The organism is Pseudomaricurvus alcaniphilus, from assembly GCF_011440395.1.
GTDB lineage: Bacteria > Pseudomonadota > Gammaproteobacteria > Pseudomonadales > Cellvibrionaceae > Pseudomaricurvus > Pseudomaricurvus alcaniphilus.
In genome coordinates this window covers 1-17,272 of sequence record NZ_JAAOIX010000015.1, presented here as the reverse complement: position 1 = coordinate 17,272, position 17,272 = coordinate 1, and the positions used below count along the sequence as shown (strand labels likewise).

Sequence of the window (17,272 nt, the reverse complement as noted above, 5' to 3'; positions counted from 1 at the left end):
GCACGAGTATAAAAATGGGGAGCAGGTTCCTGGGGAGAAACAGGAACAGCGGTCAGCCGCCGCTGGGGAGGGCTGCTGACCGTGTTTTTAACCGAGGTGCGGCGGGCCTGTTAGCCCTGGCCGCGATGTGGCTTCTTCACCCGTGTTTTGCGGGCTTCGGCCGGGTGGCGTGGGTCGTGTGAGCGCGGGCTTTTAAAGCTGCGCTTCTTCTCACTCTTGTAATCATCCGCCGGGACGCTGCCGGTAAAGCGGGACAGGTTGATCTGCTGGCCGCGGATGCGCACTTTTTTCAGGTGCTGCATCAGGTCGTTGGGCATGCCCTTGGGCAGGTCGACGGTGGTGAAGTTGTCGTGAATGCGAATGTGGCCGATGTGGGAGCTGGCAATGTCCGCCTCGTTGGCGATGGCACCGACGATGTCACCGGGGCGCACCTGGTGCTCGTGGCCCACTTCCAGGCGGAAGGTTTCCAGTTCGGCATCGCTGGCGCGCTCGCGGGGTTTGCGTTCGCTTCTCTCGCCGCGTTCGCCGCGGCGACTGTTGCGCTCGCCGCGATCGCGGTCAAAGTCGCGCTCCTTGCGTACCGGCTTGTCTTCGACGATGTCTTTCGGTTGCAGCAGTGGTTTGTCCAGCTGGGCCAGGTAGGCCAGGGCGGCGGCGATGTCCAGCGGCTCGGCCTGGCTCTCTTCACTGTAGCTGAGCAGTACGTCGCGGAAGAAGCCCAGGTCCTGTTCTTCGAGGGCGGCGTTGATCTGCTGCTTGAATTCATTGATGCGCTTGTCCGCCACCTGGGCCTTGGTGGGCAGTGCCAGCTCGGTGATCGGTGACTGGGTGGTGCGCTCGATGGTGCGCAGCATGTTGCGCTCGCGGGGTGCGACGAACAGGATGGCCTTGCCGCTGCGACCGGCGCGGGCGGTGCGACCGATGCGGTGAATGTAGGCTTCGCTGTCGTAGGGAATGTCGTAGTTGATGACGTGGCTGACCCGGGATACGTCGATGCCGCGGGCGGCGACGTCGGTGGCGATAATGATATCGAGGGCGCCGCTCTTCAGGCGCTCGATGGCGCGCTCGCGCAGTTGCTGGCTCATGTCGCCGTTCAGGGCCGCCGCGGAGTAGCCGCGGGCTTCCAGTTTTTCCGCCAGTTCGGCGGTGGCATTCTTGGTGCGCACAAACATGATGATCGCGTCGAAGTCTTCCACTTCGAGGATGCGGGTCAGGGCGTCCAGTTTGTTGACGCCGCGCACCAGCCAGTAGAACTGTTCGATCTTCTCAACAGTTTTGGTCTGCGACTCGATTTTGATGATTTCCGGGTTGCTGAGGTAGGTGTCGGCAATCTTGCGAATCTCGCGCGGCATGGTGGCGGAGAACAGGGCCACCTGGCGCTCGCTCGGGGTCTGGTCGAGAATCCAGGTGACGTCGTCGATAAAGCCCATGCGCAGCATTTCGTCGGCTTCGTCCAGCACTACACTCTGCAGGTGGTCGAGCTTGAGGGTGCCGCGGCGCAGGTGATCCATAACCCGGCCGGGGGTGCCGACCACCACCTGGGCGCCGCGCTGCAGGCCGCGGATCTGGCCGCGGTAGTCGGAGCCGCCGTAGATGGGCAGGACGTGAAAGCCGGGAATCTTCGAGGCGTAGGATTGAAAGGCCTCGGCCACCTGGATGGCCAGCTCGCGGGTCGGCGCCAGCACCAGCACCTGGGTCTTGTTCAGGCGCGGGTCGATGTTGGTCAGCAGGGGCAGGGCGAAGGCCGCGGTTTTACCGGTACCGGTCTGGGCCATGCCGAGAATGTCCTTGCCCGCCAGCAGGTGCGGAATACTCTGCGCCTGGATGGGGGAGGGGGTTTCGTAGCCTACCGCGTGCACGGCTTGCAGGACTGCGTCGGCCAGGCCGAGGTCGGCAAAGCGCACACCGGGGGCGGCTTCCTTGTTGTTGTCGCTGGGCTTGGCGTCGTTGCTGCTAGCGTCGGTCCTGGAGCTTTCGCTGGCCTTGGTGGCGCTGGCAATAAATTGTTCGGTTATGGACGTGTCGGTCATAGAGTCACTGGTCATTAAGTCACCTGTTGGGGGGCACTTTTCACGGGCAATAGCAAGACACGGCGCAGCGGAGGCGTCGATTTTACTCATGCACGAGTTGTCGTACCCAATAGTTTCAATTGGGTGGAGGGGGCAGTGACTGTAAGCCTCTATAAAACCGCTGTGAGTTGAACTGTGAAAACCCCGCAGGGTTGTTGACGGTTCCGGGAGCGTTACTCCCCTCATTCCATAGTCGTGGGCGTTCATTATTGATCGCGTCCATCCGCCGAGGATGTCACGATCGGCCCAGAGAAAGGCGTGTTAGCCAGTGATCCCAAATCACAAAAGGGAGCGGATTGTACACATATTAGCCGGCAAATGGCAGCGCTATTTTTGAATTGGCGTAATTTTTGCCGCGGGGCGCGGTTTTACCCGAGCCCGGCAAGTGGATAACCCGGGTCACGTTGTTTCTGTCCGGCGGGGCGTTTATGCTTTCGGTAATTCGCCGACACAGTGACTTTTTATGGGGTTATCTATAGCGCAAGAGCAGTTTGAACCGCTCGATTATAAGAACTTCAGTGACCGGGTGCGCCTGGATTTGAGCGTATTGCAACAGCTGCTGCAGCGGCAGGGCTTTGGTGAAGGGCCCGGGTCGATCGGCGCCGAGGTGGAATTCTATATTGTCGATGCCGATTGTCGGGTAAAGCCGATCAACAGCCGCATCGAGGTGCGGCTGGAAGACCCGCTGCTGACCATGGAGCTGAACCGCTTCAACCTGGAGTACAACCTGTCGCCACAGCCGTTTAGCGGCTCCCCCTTCCTGCGCAGCGAAAATGAACTGAACCGGGCGGTGGAGCGGATCAACGAGGTGGCTGCGCCACTGGGGGGCAAGTTGGTGTCGATTGGCATCCTGCCGACCCTGCGCAAGAAGAACATCAACGCCAGTATGATGACCGATGTGCCGCGCTACCACGTGTTGTCAAAAGCCCTGTGCGAGATGCGCGGCGGGCCTTTCCAGATCCATATTGGCGGCCGCGACGAGCTTAATTTCGAGGCCGATGATGTCACCCTCGAAGGCGCCAATACTTCCTACCAGTTGCACTGGCGGGTGCCGGCCAGTCGCTTTGCGGACTACTACAACGCGGTGCAGCTGGTAACCCCGGTGGTGCTGGGGCTGGCGGCCAACTCGCCGAGCCTGTTCCAGAAAAACCTGTGGGATGAAACCCGCATCGCCCTGTTTAAACAGTCCATCGACAGCCGCACCGAGCACGAGCGGGATCTGTCCCAGCCGCCGCGGGTGTATTTTGGCAACGGCTGGGTGCGCAGTGCCTGGGAGACCTTTGCCGCCGCGGTGGCGCTCTATAAACCGATTATCCCGATCGTCGGCGAGGAGGATCCGCGCCAGGTGCTGGCCGCCGGTGGCACCCCGGCGCTGGAGCAGTTGCGGCTGCACCACGGCACCACCTGGCCCTGGAACCGGGCGGTGTACGACCATAACGAGGGCGGCCATTTGCGCATTGAGATGCGGGCCCTGCCGGCGGGGCCGACGGCCATCGATATGAGCGCCAACGGCCTGTTTATGATCGGCGCGGCGCTGGCGCTGGTGGATGAAATGCCGCAGCTGGCCTCGGTGATGCCGTTTCACTACGCCGAGCACAACTTCTACCGGGCGGCCAAATACGGTCTCGATGCGACCCTGATTTGGCCCGGCCAGAATCAGTTTGAATTGCGCGAGCAGCCACTGGCGGAGATCGCCGCCAGCTTGCTGCCCCGGGCACAGGAGGCGCTGGCGACAACGGAGCTGGACAGCATTGAAATCCGGCGCCTGCTGAGCGTGATAGGCGCTCGGCTGGAGGCGGGAATCAGCGGCTCGCGCTGGCAGCGGGCGGTGACCGCAAAATACCGCCGGCGGCACGGCAAGCGCGAGGCCTATAAATTGATGCTGGAGCAGTATATGGCCAACTCCGACAGCCGCCGGCCCCTGCACGAGTGGAGTATGAAGATATGATCGACCTGCTCGACAACCCGACTCCGGCGCAGTTGGGGCGCAGCCCCGATGAATTTTTGCAGAAGCTGGAAAACTCTACCCTGATTCGGGTCGATGGTCGCGATCGCAGCCGCACCCGGGCATTGGCGACCCTGCTGCACGGCAATGAGCCGTCCGGCTTTCTGGCGTTGCACAAGTGGTTGCTGCAACAGCAGACACCGGCGGTGAACCTGGTGTGTTTTATCGGCAGTGTGCTGGCGGCCAAGCTGGCGCCGGGCTTTAGTTATCGACAGTTACCCGGCGGGCGGGACTTTAACCGCTGCTTCAAGCAGCCCTTTGACGGCATCGAGGGCCAGACCGCCGCCGCATTGCTGGATATCCTGCACGAGGCCCAGCCGGAGGCGCTGGTGGATATCCATAACACTTCCGGCACTGGGCCGTCTTTCGCCATCAGTGTGCGCAACGACGGCGCTCACCAGGCGCTGGCCACTCTGTTTACCGAGCGCCTGATTATTACCGATCTGAAGCTGGGGGCGCTGATGGAGTATTCAGAGCGGGATGTACCCACGGTGACCATCGAGTGTGGCGGTGCCCAGGATGAGCACGCGCACCAAACTGCCTACGAAGGGTTGTTGCGCTTTGTAAATGGCGAGCGGATTTTGCAGCCGGAGAAGGCGGATTGGGGGCTGGAGGTGTTGACCAATCCGGTGCGCATTGAGATTGAGGCGGAGGCGAGTCTGGCCTATGAGTTGCAGCCGGCGGTGAATGCGGATATCACGTTGTTCCCCGATATTGAGCATCTTAATTTTGGTGTGGTGAGTCCGGAGACGCAGTTGGGTTGGGTGGGGCCGCAGGGGCTGGATTGTTTTGTTGCCGTGGATGGCCGGCGTCGGGATATTCGTCACAAGTTGTTGCGAGTGGAGGCCGGCAAGTTGTATCCGGCGCAGCCGTTTAAGGCCTTTATGATTACTACCAATCCTACCATCGCCAAGAGCGATTGCCTGTTTTATGCGGTATCGCCCAGGGGTGAGCCGATTGCTTAGTACTTGGGCATGAGTTTTACTAATTGCTGCGCTGAATAAGTTCGCTATCGGTGATAGTTGGCGTATGCCTTGTAGTCGTTGGGGTGTTAGTTCTTTTCCCGGCCTGGCTCCGGGGGCTTGCTTTCAAGACTCGCCGTTGACCCATCCATGGGGGCTCCACGACAGCATCCATGCTGTCGAGGGTCTTGAAAGCAAGCCCCCGAAGCCAGACCTACTATTGCGCTAGCTGGACGATAATTGCCGTTAGCTGGATGGCGGTTGGTTTTGGCGGCTAGTTGGCGGATGGGGGGCTGGTTGTTGTTGAGGGTCTTGAAAGGAAGTCTCTGAAGCCAGACCTGTTGTCGCGCCAGCTGGATGATGTTTGTACGCTAGCTGGATGAGGGGGAGCCGGTAGCTTAGTGCTTGGGTGTTGGGTGTTAGTTCTTCTCCCGGCCTGGCTCCGGGGGCTTGCTTTCAAGACTCGCCGTGCACCCATCCATGGGAGCTCCACGACAGCATCCATGCTGTCGAGGGTCTTGAAAGCAATCCCCCGAAGCCAGACCTACTATTGCGCTAGCTGGACGATATTTGCGGTTAGCTGGATGACGGTTGGTTTTGGCGGCTAGTTGGCGGATGGGGGGCTGGTTGTTGTTGAGGGTCTTGAAAGGAAGTCTCTGAAGCCAGACCTGTTGTCGCGCCAGCTGGATGATGTTTGTACGCTAGCTGGATGAGGGGGAGCCGGTAGCTTAGTGCTTGGGTGTTGGGTGTTAGTTCTTCTCCCGGCCTGTCTCCGGGTGCTTGCTTTCAAGACTCGCCGTGCACCCATCCCTGGGGGCTCCACGACAGCATCCATGCTGTCGAGGGTCTTGAAAGCAAGCACCCGAAGCCAGACCTGCTTTCGCGCCAGCTGGATGATGTTTGCACGTTAGCTGGATGGCGGTTGGTTTTGGTGGAAATCAGGGAAGGTTTTGGGAGAGGTAGGCATCGTGCGATATGTAATAGTGGAGTGCAGTTTTACTGCTCTGCCTGGCTGATGGCTTCGGCGGCGAGTTGGCGGATGGAGACCTGGCTGTTGCCGAGGGCATTGACCAGGGTGTTGATTTGGTCGGATTCGATCTGGTCTAGCAGGGCGTAGAGGGCGTCTTCGCGCAGTTGTGGGGCCGGGTCTTCCAGTGCTTGCAGCAGCAGTTGGGTGGCTTGGGGGTGTTGGATCAGGCCGAGGCTGTCGATGGCGGCGGAGCGCAGCAGTGGGTTGGGGTCTTGCAGGGCGTGGGACAGGGCCAGCAGGGCGAGGTTTTGGTCGTACAGGGGCAGGTCGAGGTCGGTGAGTGATTCGATGGCGTATTCGCGCTGGTTGGGCGGTTGTTGCGGGTCGTAAATGGTGTCGGTGAGGGAGTGGAAGTCGTAGCTGTTGTTGTCATCGTGGCCAAAACCCGGGCCGAGGGTGCTTGATTCGAGAGTAGTAGAGTCGAGGGTGCCAGAGTCGAGAGTGTTAGAGTCGAGAGTGTCAGAGTCGAGAAGAGCAGAGTCGAGCGTAGCCGAGTCGAGTGGGTTGGCGTCTAGTGAGTTATCGTGGCCAGGGTCAGTGCCGGTGAGGTTCGACCCGGAGTGGAGTTTGGTCGCTGGCTGGTGGATGGTTGTGAGGGCGCGCTGGGGTTGGGAGGTTGCCGGTTGTGTGCCGGTCGTTATTGCAGTGGTGCGATTGTCGGTGCTCGGCCAGCTTGTCAGGGTTTGGGTTGGCGCGGGACGGGTGGTTGCGGCCGGGAGAGATTCGAGTTGGTTGGGGGGCGTTGCCGGCCGCGAGTCGTCGGTGACGATTAATACGGCTGCAAGTAGCAGGGCGCCGGCGCTGATTGCTGCGGCAATGGTCAGGTTTGGAAGCTGCAGGGGCTGCATTTGGCGCTCCTTTTATCTTGCTTAATGTAGTGTGTGCTTTGTGCTCAGTGCTCAGTGCTCTGTCTTCAGTGCTCTGTATTCAGTGTTCAGTGTTCAGTGTTCAGTGTTCAGTGTTCAGTGTTCAGTGTTCAGTGTTCAGTGTTCAGTGTTCAGCGGCCGTAGTGAGCACTAACTGACGTGGACTTATGCGTGGAGCATTTGTGTTCCTTGTAGGGCTGTTGTAAGCGAATAAGTCGCCGCACGGTTGTGTGCACCGTGCGGCGAAGCCGGTGCCTGGGAAGGGTTAGTCCAGCTCCAGTACAAAGCAGCTTTCGGTTGCGGTCTGGTTGTAGCTTTCCTCCCGGGCCAGCACTTCGTATTTGAACTCATCACCAATTCCCAGCAGGCTGTCGGGCAGGGTGACGGAGGTCTCGCCGGGCGGCAGGATGAGGCTGAAGACAGCGTCTTCCACTTCGACCACCAGTTGGTAATTGACGATGGTTACCGGCTCTGGCGGTTGCACGCCGGCCCCGGCCCCGTCAGCGTCCGGGTGCGACATGGTGACGTCGGGCCAGGCGATGGTGATTGGCAGGCTGTCGACGATAGTTGGGTTGTATTCGTCCGGCTCTTCGTCATCGCACTCGGTTGCGAAGGGCACTCCGTTGACGGTGGGTTGCGGCGGCTCCGGCATGAGATGGCTGACCCAGGTTTCGCTTTCCATCTCCTGGCCGTCGAGGGTAACGCCCTCCACTTCGTATTCACCTTTGGGGAAGCGGCGGAAGAAATCCAGCGGGTCCAGTTCATCAAAGGTGGGCTCGGCGCTCTCAAAGAAAAACTCGGTCAGGCCCTGGCGGCGCAGGGTGCGCTGCACGCGCACATTGAGCAGCTTGCGGCCGCGGGAGTCTTCGATGACCAGGCGCTTCCAGGGCTCGCCATCGATCAGGGCGTGAATGCCTAAATCGCCGTCGGTATCGTTCAACTCAAAAAAGATCTCGGCGACATCAAAGGGGATTTCGTCGTCGTCTTCGTCGTGGTCGTCGGCCCAGCCCAGCGGGGCTGCCAGGGCTACGGCAATGGCGAGGGCGAGAGGTTTGAATGGCAGGTGCTTGAAGGTCATGACTGACTCCTTGCGGTATGAAGAGCTCGGTGTACCGGGAGCTCGTTGGGGGGGTACACTTATAGAGCCGGGGCGGGATAAAAATCTGTCGCTGCGGCGCAGATTATTTTTTGGGCCCGGGGCCAGTAGTGCAGGGGGCGGGTATGGCAGAAGCAGCGGAAGAACCTTTGTGGGTGTATTACGATGCCGCTTGCCCCGGTTGCGTGCGCGACCGGCGCCGTTTCGAGCGGCTGGCCGGGGAGCGCGGGGGACGGATTCACTGGGTCGATATCACCGGCCGCGACGAGGAGTTGAAGGCGCTGGGCATTGATCCGCTGGCGGCCATGCTGGAATTGCACGTGCGCAGCGAGTCTGGGCGGATCTACCGGGAGCTGGATGCCTATATTGTCTTGCTGCGGCGCACGCGCTGGTTATCCCCGGTAGCGTGGTTGATCGGCTTGCCGCTGATCAAGCCCCTGCTGGGGGCCTGGTATCGGCGCTGGGTGCGGCGGCGGTTGTGTGCGACCGGTCGCTTGTAGGGCTGGAATTGATTGTCATATAACTGTCATCTTGCGGATTTATTGTGCATGCAATTTTCCCGGTTAAATGTATAGAGCGAATAGCAAGGAGCAGCCAATGGCAGTGCGGATAGGCATCAACGGTTTTGGACGCATGGGGCGGCTGGCGTTGCGCGCCGCCTGGGGCTGGGACGGCATCGAGATTGTGCATGTCAATGAGTTGGGCGGCGACGCCGAGGCAGCGGCTCACCTGTTGCAGTTCGATTCGGTGCACGGCCAGTGGCAGCGGCAGGTCAGCAGCGACGGCGACAACCTGTTGATCGACGGCCAGCGACTCGGCTACTCCAGCAATGCCGCCATCGAGGCCACCCCCTGGGGCGAGCTGGGAGTTGACCTGGTGGTGGAGTGCACCGGTAAATTCAAGTCACAGCAAGCTTTGGCACCCTACTTTAGCGCCGGGGTAAAGAAGGTGGTGGTGTCGGCGCCGGTGAAGGACGGCACCCTCAATATCGTCATGGGGGTGAATCACCAGCGCTACGACGGCTCCCAGCAGATCGTCACCGCCGCCTCTTGCACCACTAACTGCCTGGCACCGGTGGTGGATGTAATCCACAAGCGTTTCGGCATCCGCCACGGCGCCATTACCACCATCCATGACATCACCAACACCCAGAGCATCCTCGACGAATACCACAAGGACCTGCGCCGCGCCCGGGCGAGCAGCATGTCGCTGATCCCCACCTCCACCGGCTCGGCCACGGCTATTACGGAGATCTTCCCGGAACTGAAGGGCCGCCTGAACGGCATCGCGGTGCGGGTGCCGCTGGCCAATGCCTCCCTCACCGACTGTGTGTTTGAAGTGCAGCAGGCGGTGACAGCGGAGCAGGTCAACGGCGCCTTGCAGGAGGCGGCGGACGGTTACTTGCGCGGCGTGCTGGGCTACGAAACCCGGCCGCTGGTGTCGGTGGATTACACCAACGACACCCGTTCCGGCATTGTCGATGCGCTCTCTACCATGGTTATCAACGATACCCAGGTGAAAGTGCTGGCCTGGTACGACAATGAGATTGGCTACGTCAACCGGATGATGGAGGTGGCGCGGCTGGTCGCGCGCTCGCTGTAAGTTAATGTTCAGCTCCTTGCCCCGCGCCGTCGCCCAGTACCTGATTGTCACGGTCAGCTACTGGGCTTTCACCCTTACCGATGGCGCCCTGCGCATGCTGGTGGTGCTGTATTTTCACCAGCTCGGATACAGCCCGCTGGCAGTGGCCATGCTGTTTTTGCTGTATGAATTTTTCGGCGTGGTCACCAACCTGGTGGGCGGCTGGCTGGCGGCGCGGCTGGGCCTCAACGCGACCCTGCACATCGGCCTGGCGCTGCAGGTGGTGGCGCTGGCCATGCTGATGGTGGACCCTGCGCTATTGACCGTGGCCTATGTAATGCTGGCCCAGGCTCTGTCGGGCATTGCCAAGGACCTCAATAAAATGAGCGCCAAGGGCAGCATCAAGACGCTGGTGTCCGGCACCGAGCAGGGCAAGCTCTACCGCTGGGTGGCGCTGTTGACCGGCTCCAAGAATACCCTTAAAGGTGTGGGCTTCTTTCTCGGCGCGCTGCTATTGGCGCAGTTGGGATTTCGCGCGGCACTGGGGGTAATGGCCGCCGCACTGGTGCTGGTATTGCTGGGCAGTTTGCTGTTGCTGGACCGGCAGTTGGGCAAGACCCGCTTTAAACCCAAATTCACTGACGTGTTTTCAACATGCCCGGCGGTCAACCGGCTCTCCGCCGCTCGCTTTTTTCTGTTTGGCTCCCGCGATGTGTGGTTCGTGGTGGCTCTGCCGGTGTTCCTGCAAAGCCAGTTGGGCTGGTCCCACACCGCGGTCGGCGCGCTGTTGGCGGTGTGGGTTATCGGCTACGGCATTATCCAGGCGCAAGCGCCGCGCCTCACCAGCCGCGGTCGCGGTGATGCACCTGCTACGGGCGCTGCACTGGTCAGTTGGGCACTGGTACTGGCGGGCATCCCGCTGCTGATCGCCGTGGGTTGCTGGTTGGCCTGGCCGCCGCAGTGGGTGGTGGTGGGCGGACTCTTGCTGTTCGGCGCGGTGTTCGCCATCAACTCGGCCCTGCACTCTTACCTGATCGTTGCCTACGCCCGGGAAGAAGGGGTATCACTGGATGTGGGCTTCTATTATATGGCTAACGCAGCGGGCCGCTTGGCGGGCACGGTGCTGTCGGGCGGGGTGTACCAGTGGTACGGCCTTGAGGCCTGTTTGCTGGTGTCGTCGTCGATGGTGTTGTTGGCGGGTTGGTGCGCGCGGGGGTTGCCGGCGGTAGCCGAAGGTGGAGTGGTGAGGGGCTGAGCTGCCCTCTTTATTACGTTGCATCCAGCGGGCTGGTTAAGCCTCGCTCCTGAATGCCCACCACGTGGGTATAGATTTGGGTGGTGGTTAAATCGTTATGACCCATCATCTCCTGAATGTTGCGAATGTCGGCCCCCGCTCGCAGCAAATTGGTGGCAAAACTGTGGCGAAAGGTATGGCAGCCGGCTTTTTTGAAAATACCGGAGCTGCGCAGCGCCATTTTCACGGCCCGCTGCACTTGCTGCTCGCCGATATGATGGCGGCGCTTGATGTTAGCGCGCGGATCCATGGCCAGGTGTGCTGCGGGAAACAGGTACTGCCAGCCCGGCTCGGTTGGGGCACTGGGGTATTTACGCGCCAACGCATCGGGCAGATAGACCGCGCCAAAGCCGTCGGCGAGATCCCGCTTGTGTAACAGCAGGGCATATTCGATCTGCAACTTTAAAGCATCAATCAAGCTACTGGGCAACAGCGTCCGGCGCCACTTTCTGCCCTTGGTTTCCCTTGCGATAATACAGTCGTTGGCCAGGTCAATATCCTGGATCCGCAGCCTGACGGCTTCCATCACTCGCAGGCCAGAGCCGTACATCAGTGACACACAGAGCTTGTGAACACCACTGAGCTTCTCAATAATCGTCATCGCCTCCGTGTGGCTGAAGACCACGGGCAGTGTGCGAGGGCGAGAGCTGGGTGAATAATTGAGCTCGCCGAGATCCCTCGATAAATACTGTCTGTACAGAAACGCCAGCGCATTTAACGCCGTTTTCTGAGTGTTGATGGATGCGCTGCGCTGCAGGGCCAAATAACTCAGGTATTGATCCACTTCCGCTGCCCCCATAGATTCCGGGCGGGCCATCTTATGAAAGCGAATGAAATCCTTGACCCAGTTGCAATAGGTTTTTTCAGTGCGATAGGCCAATTGGCGGGAACGTATAAACGCCCTGAACTTGTCCATAAATTTTACAGGTTGAAGTGGTAGTGGCCCGGGGATGTCGTCCATGACATGTGTTCCTTGTTTCGCATTGGGCCTAATGCTCCCGAATTTTAGTGGTTAAATAAAGCCCAAATTTCGAGCAAAAGCGCCTTCGGGACGGTTATTTTGAAAGTGTCAGCAAAAAGTATGAAACTATAGATATGACGGGGCTGAGAGGCACGCCGTCCATGGGGGATATCCGTCGGCCCGACGTATTTGCCACATGCTGGCGGCATAATCTAATGACAAAATGCACGCAGTCATGGTAGCTTTTGGGGGGTAAAAGCTTATGAGCGAAACGGCAGGAATCCGATCAATTACCCCGGAAGGAATGGACTGGCTGGCTGAGGTACCCGAGGGGTACGAGCGCTATGCTGTGATGACAAGGAGAGCAAGTTGCAAAATATAGACGTTAAAAGGCTTCGCACCAAGGCAGTATTCAAAATTGTCATGCTTGGCCTGATTGTCTCTCTGGTTCCTTTGTTCGCTATTTGCGGCTTTCTGGCATCGGCAGGGCTTGTGAGTCTCCAATGGGGCGATCAACCATTGACCGGGTTTAGAGCGATTTTAGCTGGGCCATTTATTGGCTTGAGCTTAGCAATTTTCTTTGGTTTGTTTAATTCTGCTTTGGTGTCCTCAGGGCTCATGCTCTATGGTTTGATACGGCCGTTGAAAATAGAATACTACCCCAAAGAAAATGATTGATCGGGTTAGAGCGGCGCTATGAATAATGTTTTTTTCCAAATATCCGTCGCGACGACACCGTCGTTAAGACGGATATACAAATGTTAGCAGGCGCAGTCATGCTTATAGGGGGCCGTCAAGGAAGGCATTATGAATAGGCATTTTAGTGTTGTGGGTGTGGTAAGTTCGGTGCACGTAGAGAATTGTGCGCCATTGAGCTTAGGTAGCGGTGAATCCACAGCACGCGTTCGTTCCTTGGGTTCAGGGCTCTTAATCAGTATTGTACTGGGCGCGGTGGCCCGCACAGTTCGGCGCAACTTTCGAGACATGCTCATACCTGGCAGCTTTGGGTTTTGTAGTACGTTGCCACTAAGCCTTAAAACCGTCGCGGTGAATCAACAATGCTGAAAACGTGGCCAAATCAACTTTGTGGCCGGCGCGCAGCTAACAAAGCTGTGAACCGGACGCAAAATACTACGCCGTTTTTTGTGCATTCGCTGCGCTCATTGTTGCACAAAAAACCGCTCCGTATTTTGCGCCAGTTACAGCGGCGTTAAGGCTCACCCACACCAAACATCAAAATTAACCATGAAGAAAATATTACTAATTGCATTTCCGTTAATCTTGGCCGGTTGCCTTACTACCCCTGTAAGTGAGTTCGACCGCCCGATCGACTTCGTAAAGCCAATTTCTGACGGCTTGTACTTTATTCGCGAGGTAAGTAGTGGTGGCATATGGAAAGTAGAGGGCAAATCAAAGTCAGGCTGGGAAAAAACAGCTGATGAAGTATGCCAAGGCAATGACTATAAATCGCTTTTAATACAAGACAGTGATCAAAACTTTAGCGGTGTCGGGGTATCATTTGTAGGCGGTATTCCGCTGGCATACGGAGATTCATATTCAATGCCTGTCGTAGATGGCGTGGTTCTTTGTTCTTCCTCAAGTCTTACTGAAGAGCAATCTATGCAAATACTAATCGACGAATACTATGTTATTCCAACAAAGCCTTAACAAGCACATCAAACTCGTTCCGGCCGCAAAAAACGCGGCCTCCACTGGACAGCCTACGCTTCGCTTCGGCTGCCGTTTATGTGGGCGTTAGCAGGCGCAGTCATGGTTGTAGGGAGCCCTCAGGGAAGGCGTTATGAATAGGCATTTTAGTGTAAAGTGTGTGGCAAGTTCGGCGCACGTAGAGAATCGTACACCATTGAACTTGGATGGCGGTGAACCCACAACACGCGTTCGTTCCTTGGGTTCACGGCTCTTAACCAGTATCGTACTGGGCGCGGTGGCCCGCACAGTTCGGCGCAACTTGCGAGGCATGCTCATACCTGGCAGTTTCGGGTTTTGCAGTATGTTGCCACTAAGCCTTAAAACCGTCGCGATGAATCAACAATGCTGAAAACGTGGCCAAATCAACTTTGTGGCCGGCGCGCAGCTAACAAAGCTGTGAACCGGACGCAAAATACTACGCCGTTTTTTGTGCATTCGCTGCGCTCATTGTTGCACAAAAAACAGCTCCGTATTTCGCGCCAGTTACAGCGGCGTTATGAAACGAGGCGAGAGTCTATTGAAGTCGAGTGTCTTGCTAAAGAACAAGCCTCTCGGCATTAAGCAAGATGCCGGATCTTGCCTCGGCAGCGCTGTTCCTCGGGCAGAGTTTAAGAGCGGCGCTGGAGTCAGAAATTGCGGTTTTTATGGGGTGTGTCTTCGGTAAGGCTTGTTGTAATATTCGGGTTTTGGTAGCGCTGTTCCTGCTGCCACATGCGAATTTAGCTCAGCGGATAGTTCGGCAGTGAAAAACGGCGCAAGTACGTAGCTACGTGCTCGCGCCGAAGCTTAGAGCATGGAGAGTGTGTGCAGTCATTTCATAACCAGGCCGTCAACTGGACGCAAAATACTACGCGGTTTTTTGTGCATTCGCTGCGCTCATTGTCGCACAAAAAACAGCTCCGTATTTCGCGCCAGTTACAGCGGCGTTAGCAGGCGCAGTCATGGTTGTAGGGAGCCGTCAGGGAAGGCATTATGAATAGGCATTTTAGTGTAGAGTGTGTGGCAAGTTCGGCGCACGTAGAGAATCGTACACCATTGAACTTGGATGGCGGTGAACCCACAGCACGCGTTCGTTCCTTGGGTTCACGGCTCTTAACCAGTATCGTACTGGGCGCGGTGGCCCGAACAGTTCGGCGCAACTTGCGAGGCATGCTCATACCTGGCAGTTTCGGGTTTTGCAGTATGTTGCCACTAAGCCTTAAAACCGTCGCGATGAATCAACAATGCTGAAAACGTGGCCAAATCAACTTTGTGGCCGGCGCGCAGCTAACAAAGCTGTGAACCGGACGCAAAATACTACGCCGTTTTTTGTGCATTCGCTGCGCTCATTGTTGCACAAAAAACAGCTCCGTATTTCGCGCCAGTTACAGCGGCGTTAGCAGGCGCAGTCATGGTTGTAGGAGGCCGTCAAGGAAGGCATTATGAATAGGCATTTTGGTGTCGAAGGTGGGGAAAGTTCGGTGCACGTAGTGAGTCGTGCACCATTGAGCTTGGGCGGTGGTGAACCCACAGTACGCGTTCGTTCCTTGGGTTCGCGGTTCTTAATCGGTATTGTGTTGGGCGCGGTGGCCCGCATAGTTCGGCGCAGCTTTCAAGACATGCTCATCCCTGGTTGCTCTGGGTTTTGCAGTACTTTGCCACTAAGCCTCAAAACCGTCGCGGTGAATCAACAATGCTGAAAACGTGGCCAAATCAATTTTCTCGCCGGCGCGCAGCTAACAAAGCTGTGAACCGGACGCAAAATACTACGCAGTTTTTTGTGCATTCGCTGCGCTCATTGTTGCACAAAAAACTGCTCCGTATTTTCCGCCAGTTACAGCGGCGTTAGCAGGCGCAGTCATGTTTGTAGGAGGTCGTCAAGGAAGGCTTTATGAAGAGGCATTTTAGTGTCGAGGGCCTGGAAAGTTTGGTGCACGTAGAGAGTCCTGCACCATTGAGCTTGGGTGGCGGTGAACCCACAGCACGCGTTCGTTCCTTGGGTTCAGGACTCTTAACCAGTATTATGCTGGGCGCGGTGGCCCGCATAGTTCGGCGCAACTTTCGAGACATGCTCATACCTGGCGGCTCCAGGTTTTGCAGTACTTTGCCACTAAGCCTCAAAACCGTCGCGGTGAATCAACAATGCTGATAACGTGGCCAAATCAACTTTGTGGCCGGCGCGCAGCTAACAAAGCTGTGAACCGGACGCAAAATACTACGCAGTTTTTTGTGCATTCGCTGCGCTCATTGTCGCAAAAAAAACAGCTCCGTATTTCGCGCCAGTTACAGCGACGTTAGCAGGCGCAGTCATGGTTGTAGGAGGTCGTCAAGGAAGGCTTTATGAAGAGGCATTTTAGTGTCGAGGGCCTGGAAAGTTTGGTGCACGTAGAGAATCGTGCACTATTGAGCTTGGGTGGCGGTGAACCCACAGCACGCGTTCGTTCCTTGGGTTCAGGGCTCTTGACCAGTATTATGCTGGGCGTGGTGGCCCGCATAGTTCGGCGTAACTTTCGAGGCATGCTCATACCTGGCAGCTTCGGGTTTTGCAGTACGTTGCCACTAAGCCTTAAAACCGTCGCGGTGAATCAACAGTGCTGAAAACGTGGCCTAATCAATTTTGTTGCCGGCGCGCAGCTAACAAAGCTGTGAACCGGACGCAAAATACTGCGCAGTTTTTTGTGCATTCGCTGCGCTCATTGTTGCACAAAAAACCGCTCCGTATTTTCCGCCAGTTACAGCGGCGTTAGCAGGCGCAGTCATGGTTGTTTGAGGCCGTCAAGGAAGGCATTATGAATAGGCATTTTAGTGTCGAGGGTCCTGCGAGTTCGGTGCACGTAGAGAATCGTGCACCATTGAGCTTGGGTGGCGGTGAACCCACAGCACGCGTTCGTTCCTTGGGTTCACGGCTCTAAACCAGTATTGTACTGGGCGCGGTGGCCCGCATAGTTCGGCTCAACTTTCGAGACATGCTCATACCTGACAGCTTCGGGTTTTGCAGTACGTTGCCACTAAGCCTTAAAACCACCGCGTTGAATCAACCATGCTGAAAACGTGGCCAAATCAATTTTGTTGCTGGCGCGCAGCTAACAAGGCTGTGAACCGGACGCAAAATACTACGCAGTTTTTTGTGCATTCGCTGCGCTCATTGTCGCACAAAAAACAGCTCCGTATTTCGCGCCAGTTACAGCGGCGTTAGCAGGCGCAGTCATGGTTGTAGGGGCCGTCAAGGAAGGCATTATGAATAGACATTTTAGTGTCGAGGGTGTGGCAAGTTCGGTGCACGTAGAGAGTCGTGCACCATTGAACTTAGGTAGCGGTGAATCCTCAGCACGCGTTCGTTCCTTGGGTTCACAGCTCTTAATCAGTGTTGTACTGGGCCCGGTGGCCCGCATAGTTCGGCGTAACTTTCGAGACATGCTCATACCTGGTAACTCCGGGTTTTGCAGTACGTTGCCACTAAGCCTTAAAATCGTCGCGGTGAATCAACAATGCTGAAAACGTGGCCAAATCAACTTTGTGGGCGGCGCGCAGCTAACAAAGCTGTGAACCGGACGCAAAATACTACGCCGTTTTTTGTGCGTTCGCTGCGCTCATTGTCGCACAAAAAACAGCTCCGTATTTCGCGCCAGTTACAGCGGCGTTATGAAACGAAGCAAGAGCTTATTAAGGTCTAGCTTACTGCTAAAGAACAAGTCTCGCGGCATTGAGCGACTAGCCGG

At 57.2% G+C, this 17,272-nt stretch carries 11 protein-coding genes; 7 read left to right on the top strand and 4 right to left on the bottom strand.

The genetic code is table 11. The features are described 5' to 3' along the window. Positions 1 to 110: 110 nt before the first annotated feature. Entirely contained in the window at positions 111 to 2,045 is a 1,935-nt protein-coding gene (locus G8764_RS21260; protein WP_243748944.1) for a DEAD/DEAH box helicase, read from the bottom strand. Positions 2,046 to 2,532: 487 nt separating this feature from the next. On the opposite strand from G8764_RS21260, the gene G8764_RS21255 reads away from it, so the two are divergent. Both G8764_RS21255 and G8764_RS21250 read left to right on the top strand, forming a co-directional pair. Continuing rightward, positions 2,533 to 4,017: a glutamate-cysteine ligase family protein gene (locus tag G8764_RS21255; RefSeq protein WP_166168058.1), complete on the top strand. Its 1,485-nt coding sequence runs from the start codon at positions 2,533 to 2,535 to the stop codon at positions 4,015 to 4,017. Then, the gene (locus G8764_RS21250; RefSeq protein WP_166168056.1) at positions 4,014 to 5,039 is read left to right on the top strand and encodes a M14 family metallopeptidase; all 1,026 of its coding nucleotides are present in this window, start codon (positions 4,014 to 4,016) and stop codon (positions 5,037 to 5,039) included. Before G8764_RS21255 ends, G8764_RS21250 begins: the two co-directional genes overlap by 4 nt. A gap of 993 nt (positions 5,040 to 6,032) precedes the next feature. Here the strand turns inward: G8764_RS21250 and G8764_RS21245 are convergent. Both G8764_RS21245 and G8764_RS21240 read right to left on the bottom strand, forming a co-directional pair. Continuing rightward, a complete protein-coding gene (locus tag G8764_RS21245) occupies positions 6,033 to 6,914 on the bottom strand; it encodes a HEAT repeat domain-containing protein (protein ID WP_166168054.1) in 882 nt (293 codons plus the stop codon). A 283-nt stretch (positions 6,915 to 7,197) separates the two neighbouring features. Beyond that, positions 7,198 to 8,010 (bottom strand): hypothetical protein, encoded by an 813-nt coding sequence (locus tag G8764_RS21240; protein ID WP_166168051.1) that lies wholly within the window; start codon positions 8,008 to 8,010, stop codon positions 7,198 to 7,200. 143 nt (positions 8,011 to 8,153) lie between these two features. Between G8764_RS21240 and G8764_RS21235 the strand changes: the two genes are divergently transcribed. The 3 genes from G8764_RS21235 to arsJ all read left to right on the top strand — a co-directional run bounded on the left by G8764_RS21235 (position 8,154) and on the right by arsJ (position 10,864). Next, positions 8,154 to 8,528, top strand: coding sequence for a thiol-disulfide oxidoreductase DCC family protein (locus G8764_RS21235; RefSeq protein ID WP_166168049.1), 375 nt, complete (start codon positions 8,154 to 8,156; stop codon positions 8,526 to 8,528). 97 nt (positions 8,529 to 8,625) lie between these two features. Further along, entirely contained in the window at positions 8,626 to 9,630 is a 1,005-nt protein-coding gene (locus tag G8764_RS21230) for an ArsJ-associated glyceraldehyde-3-phosphate dehydrogenase (RefSeq protein WP_166168046.1), read from the top strand. Positions 9,631 to 9,634: 4 nt separating this feature from the next. Next, on the top strand, positions 9,635 to 10,864 hold the full coding sequence (gene arsJ / locus G8764_RS21225; protein WP_166168044.1) for an organoarsenical effux MFS transporter ArsJ: 1,230 nt from the start codon (positions 9,635 to 9,637) through the stop codon (positions 10,862 to 10,864). A 13-nt stretch (positions 10,865 to 10,877) separates the two neighbouring features. On the opposite strand, the gene G8764_RS21220 is transcribed toward arsJ, so the two are convergent. After that, the gene (locus G8764_RS21220) at positions 10,878 to 11,864 is read right to left on the bottom strand and encodes an integron integrase (RefSeq protein WP_166168041.1); all 987 of its coding nucleotides are present in this window, start codon (positions 11,862 to 11,864) and stop codon (positions 10,878 to 10,880) included. Between the two features lie 369 nt (positions 11,865 to 12,233). On the opposite strand from G8764_RS21220, the gene G8764_RS21215 reads away from it, so the two are divergent. Beyond that, positions 12,234 to 12,542 carry a hypothetical protein gene (locus G8764_RS21215; protein ID WP_166168038.1) on the top strand — a complete coding sequence of 103 codons (309 nt, stop codon included), beginning with the start codon at positions 12,234 to 12,236 and terminating at the stop codon, positions 12,540 to 12,542. A 567-nt stretch (positions 12,543 to 13,109) separates the two neighbouring features. Next, complete coding sequence (locus G8764_RS21210; protein WP_166168035.1) at positions 13,110 to 13,532, top strand: hypothetical protein; 423 nt, start codon at positions 13,110 to 13,112, stop codon at positions 13,530 to 13,532. Positions 13,533 to 17,272: the final 3,740 nt, after the last annotated feature.